At 63.6% G+C, this 4,485-nt stretch carries 3 protein-coding genes; all 3 read right to left on the bottom strand.

Annotated elements, in window-relative coordinates; translation table 11 throughout:
• Positions 1-8: 8 nt before the first annotated feature.
• On the bottom strand, positions 9-1,346 hold the full coding sequence (gene dbpA / locus GSM73_RS23485; RefSeq protein WP_230682660.1) for an ATP-dependent RNA helicase DbpA: 1,338 nt from the start codon (positions 1,344-1,346) through the stop codon (positions 9-11).
• A gap of 298 nt (positions 1,347-1,644) precedes the next feature.
• A complete protein-coding gene (gene mdtD, locus GSM73_RS23480) occupies positions 1,645-3,072 on the bottom strand; it encodes a multidrug transporter subunit MdtD (protein ID WP_076383389.1) in 1,428 nt (475 codons plus the stop codon).
• 193 nt (positions 3,073-3,265) lie between these two features.
• Positions 3,266-4,485, bottom strand: a 1,220-nt coding sequence (locus tag GSM73_RS23475) for a metallopeptidase TldD-related protein (RefSeq protein ID WP_256677073.1), incomplete at its 5' end; no start/stop codon positions are given.

Below are 4,485 nucleotides of genomic sequence, written 5' to 3'. Positions count from 1 at the left end.
TGTTGGAGTTACAGGATCCGCACCCGCAACGAACGGCCCTTGATCTTGCCATCGTTCAGGCGTTGCAGCGCCTGTTTGGCGATTGCGCGCTCCACGGCGACATAGGCCTGGAAGTCGAAAATCGCGATCTTACCGACCTGGGCGCCGGGGATGCCGGCCTCGCCGGTGAGGGCGCCGAGGATGTCGCCGGGGCGGACTTTGTCTTTGCGCCCGGCACCAATGCACAGGGTGCTCATGGCCGGCAGCAGCGGGCCGCCGCCCTGGGGCTTGAGGTTGTCGAGTTGGTCCCAGCTCAGTGGCGACTTCTGCAACTGTTCGATCGCTTGGGCGCGGTGGGCTTCGGACGGCGCCACCAGGCTGATGGCGATGCCTTTTTCACCCGCACGCCCGGTGCGGCCGACGCGGTGAATGTGAATTTCCGAGTCACGGGCCAGTTCGACGTTGATCACCATGTCCAGTGCGTCGATGTCCAGGCCACGGGCCGCCACATCGGTGGCGACCAGCACCGAGGTGCTGCGGTTGGCGAACATCGCCAGCACCTGATCGCGGTCGCGCTGTTCCAGATCGCCATGCAGGCCGACCGCCGAGATACCTTTGGATGTCAGATGGTCGACGGTTTCCTGAACCTGCTGCTTGGTGAAGCAGAACGCCACGCAGGAGGCCGGACGGAAATGCGCCAGCACCTTGACCACGGCGTCCATGCGCTCCTCGGGGGAGATTTCATAGAAACGCTGCTCGATCTGCGCGTCGGAGTGAAAGGCTTCGGCCTTGACCTGCTGCGGGTTGCGCATGAACTTGGACGACAGTTGCTTGATGCCCACCGGGTAGGTGGCGGAGAACAGCAAGGTCTGACGGCGTTCCGGGGTCTGCTGGATGATGTCTTCGATGGCGTCGTAGAAGCCCATGTCGAGCATGCGGTCGGCTTCATCGAGGATCAGCGTGTTGAGGCCGTCCAGCACCAGCGAGCCCTTGCGCAGGTGCTGCTGGATGCGCCCTGGCGTGCCGACGATGATGTGGGCGCCATGCTCCAGGGAAGCGATCTGCGGGCCAAACGACACGCCGCCACACAGGGTCAGGACCTTGATGTTGTCTTCGGCGCGGGCCAGGCGCCTGATTTCCTTGGCAACCTGATCGGCCAGCTCACGAGTCGGGCAGATCACCAGTGCCTGGCAGCCGAAGAAGCGCGGGTTGATCGGGTTCAGCAGGCCGATGCCGAAGGCCGCGGTCTTGCCGCTGCCGGTCTTGGCCTGGGCGATCAGATCCATGCCCTTGAGGATCACCGGCAAGCTCTGCGCCTGGATCGGCGTCATCTGGGCATAACCGAGGGATTCGAGGTTAGCCAGCATGGCGGCGGACAGCGGCAGAGTATTAAAAGCGGTGGCAATGGTGGTCACGGGACTGGCCTGCAAAACAAAATGTCGCGCAGTGTAGCAGCCTCGTGCCACTTTTCTCGAAAGTTCTGGACGAGCTGTGAGGGCCACGCTTGTGTTGGGGGCTGGTGGATCCAGAAACTGTGGGGCTCTGGAACTGTGGGAGCAAAGCTTGCTCGCGACGAAGGTGGCGCGCTATTTCAGGAAACCGAGTCGCCTGTATCGCGGGCAAGCCTTGCTCCCACAAAAAGCGCCAAGCCACGACGCCTCTTAGTCAGTGCTCGATATGCTCATCCGGCCGCTTGGCCCGCCGCCCATCCTCTTTCGACAGCTGCGAAAAAATCGTCGCCGCCAGCATCGCCATGATGCCCACCGTCAGGAACGTCAACTGGAACGCGCCAAGCACGGTGTCCACCCCGTCGTTGCCGACCTGGGCGGTAAAGCCGCCGAGCAGCGCACCAGCGCAGGCCACGCCCAGGCTCAGGGACAGTTGCGCCACCACCGACAGCAGGCTGTTGCCGCTGCTGGCGCTGGCGTCGTCCAGGTCAATCAGGGTCACGGTGTTCATCGCGGTGAACTGCAACGAGTTGATCGCCCCCAGCACCGCCAGTTGCGCCAGCAGCAGCCAGTACGGCGTCTGTTCGCTGACCAGGCCCATGCTCGCCAGCATCAGGCCCAGGGCCAGGGTATTGGCGGTCAATACGCTGCGGTAGCCGAAGCGCTCGATCAACGGCCGGGCCACGGACTTGGCGACCATCGCCGCCGCGGCCAGAGGTAACATGCTCATCCCGGCCTGGGACGGTGAATAGCCCAGGGCTACTTGCAGCAGCAACGGCACCAGGAACGGCAGGGCGCCGCTGCCCAGGCGCGCGAACAGATTGCCGAGAATCCCCACGGCGAAGGTCCGGGTCTTGAACAGCGAGGGTGCGAACAGCGGGTTTTCGATGTGCCCGGCCCGTAGCCAATAAGCGGCCAGGCAGGCCATGCCGCCGAACAGCAGCAACATCACGCGCAAGTGCGGCAGGTGCAGCTCACCGAGGCCTTCCATGGCGATGGTGATCAGCACCATGGCCGCGCCAAACAGCAAAAATCCCAGGCCATCGAACCGGGTACGCTCGCTGCCGCGCAGGTCCGGGATGAATTTCCACACCGCGTAGCAACCCAGCACGCCCACCGGCAGGTTGATAATGAAGATCCAGTGCCAGGTCAGGTACTCCACCATCCAGCCGCCCATGGTCGGCCCGATCAGTGGGCCGAGCAGGCCGGGAATGGTGATGAATCCCATGATCCGCACCAGTTCCGAGCGTGGGTAGGCACGCAGCACGACCAACCGGCCCACCGGCAGCATCAGCGCGCCGCCCAGGCCCTGGATCACCCGGGCGCCGATCAGCATGGACAACGAATTGGACAAGGCGCAGAGCAACGAGCCGAAACTGAACAGCAGGATCGCGCCGAAGAAAATCTTCTTGGTCCCGAAGCGGTCGGCGATCCAGCCAGAGGCCGGGATCAGCAGCGCCACGGTGAGCATGTAGGCAATGATCACGCCCTGCATGCGCAGCGGGTTTTCCGCCAGGTCGCTGGCCATGGCGGGCAGGGCGGTGTTGAGGATGGTCCCGTCCAGGGACTGCATGAAGAAGGCAATCGCCACGACCCAAGGAAGCCAGCGGGCGGTGACAGCGTCGAGCGGTGCGCGGTTGGGCATGGGACCTCTTGTACGGAGTGTTGATCAGGAACAGATGCCGCTGTTGTGGCGAGGGGATTTATCCCCGCTGGGCTGCGAAGCAGCCCCAGAACTGTCGCCTCGGTGAGTCAGGCAGAACGCATTTACCCTTTGGGGGTCGCTTCGCAACCCAGCGGGGATAAATCCCCTCGCCACAGGTCCTGCGTTTGGTTGGCTACAGCGTCAAGGTCAAGCGCTTGACCAGTGCCCCCGGCAACAGCATCGAAGCCGTGGCCCGCTGGCTGTAGGTGCTGGCCGAGAGCAGCAGTTCCCGCTCCCGGGTCAGGCCTTCGAGTTGCGAGCCGAGCAGGCTGTAGACGCTGTCGTCGAAACGCATGGTGCTGACCGGCGCGACGATCTGGCCGTTCTCGACCCAGAACGTGGCGAAGCGGGTCATGCCGGTCATGCGCGCGGCCGGTTGGTCCGAGTAGTTCAGGTACCAGAGGTTGCTGATGTACAGCCCGGTGCCAAGGTGTTCGAGGATGTCTTGCTGCTCGAGCTGGCCTTCGTTCATCACCAGCGCCGTGGGGTATTCGTAGCTGCTGGCGCCGTTGGCGTTCAGGCCGTGCTCGGCGGCGCTGCGGGAGTTGATCAACTGTGCACCGGCCATGCCTTTGACGATCAGGCCCAAGTCATCGCGCGGATAACCTTCGTCGGAAAACGCCGGGCTCAAAGAGCCGCTGACCTGCTCACTGAGCCATACGTCGGGGCTCAAGCTTGCTTCGTTCGCGTAGAACTTCTGCAACGGACTTTGCTTGCTGGCAATCGCCCGGGCCGAAAACCCGCCCCAGCTGAGCATGCCCATGATTTCTTCCATCGCCGCTGGTGCCAGGTAGGCGCGGTATTCACCGGGCGGCAGGGTGCGCAAGGGGCGGCCCAAAAACGCCAACTGCTCGCGGGCCTGTTCAAAGCGCCTGGCAAAGCCTTCGCTGCTCCATTCGTGCCCGGCGTAGCTGGCTTTTACCGCCTGGCCGTTTTCATGGAACAGGCTGAAATCGAAGTTGAAGCTGTTGGCCTGATGCCAGCCGAACGCCCCCGAAGAACTGGCAAAGCCCCGGCTGATGGGGCCGGCGGCATAGAAACCGACCAAATCCAGACCGTCGGCGGCGCGGGTGATTTCGGCCACGGCCTGGCCGGTGTCCGGCAGTGGATGGTCCTGCACGTTGTGGCTCTGCCAGTGATTGTGGTTGAGCAGCAGGTACGGATCGGGCGGCAGCAGCGGCAGGGTTTCGCGCAACTGTTGCAGACCTTCGGCCAGGCGTTGCAGGTCGGTTTCGACTTCGCCGGACAAGGTGATCTGCAAGTCGGCGTGGCGCCCGTCGTTGATCAGTTTGAAGCTGACGCTGGCCTGCTGCACCTGCCCGGCCTGACGGACCTTGCCATGGTTGAAACGCA

It is taken from the genome of Pseudomonas sp. PICF6 (assembly GCF_009831705.1).
Lineage (GTDB): Bacteria > Pseudomonadota > Gammaproteobacteria > Pseudomonadales > Pseudomonadaceae > Aquipseudomonas > Aquipseudomonas rhizophila.
This window is presented reverse-complemented; position numbering and strand designations above follow the sequence as displayed.

What these genes read in the sequence shown, in the direction of transcription:
- dbpA (WP_230682660.1), bottom strand. Translation starts at nt 1,346, where the DNA reads ATGCTGGCTAACCTCGAATCCCTCGGTTATGCCCAGATGACGCCGATC.
- mdtD (WP_076383389.1), bottom strand. Translation starts at nt 3,072, where the DNA reads ATGCCCAACCGCGCACCGCTCGACGCTGTCACCGCCCGCTGGCTTCCT.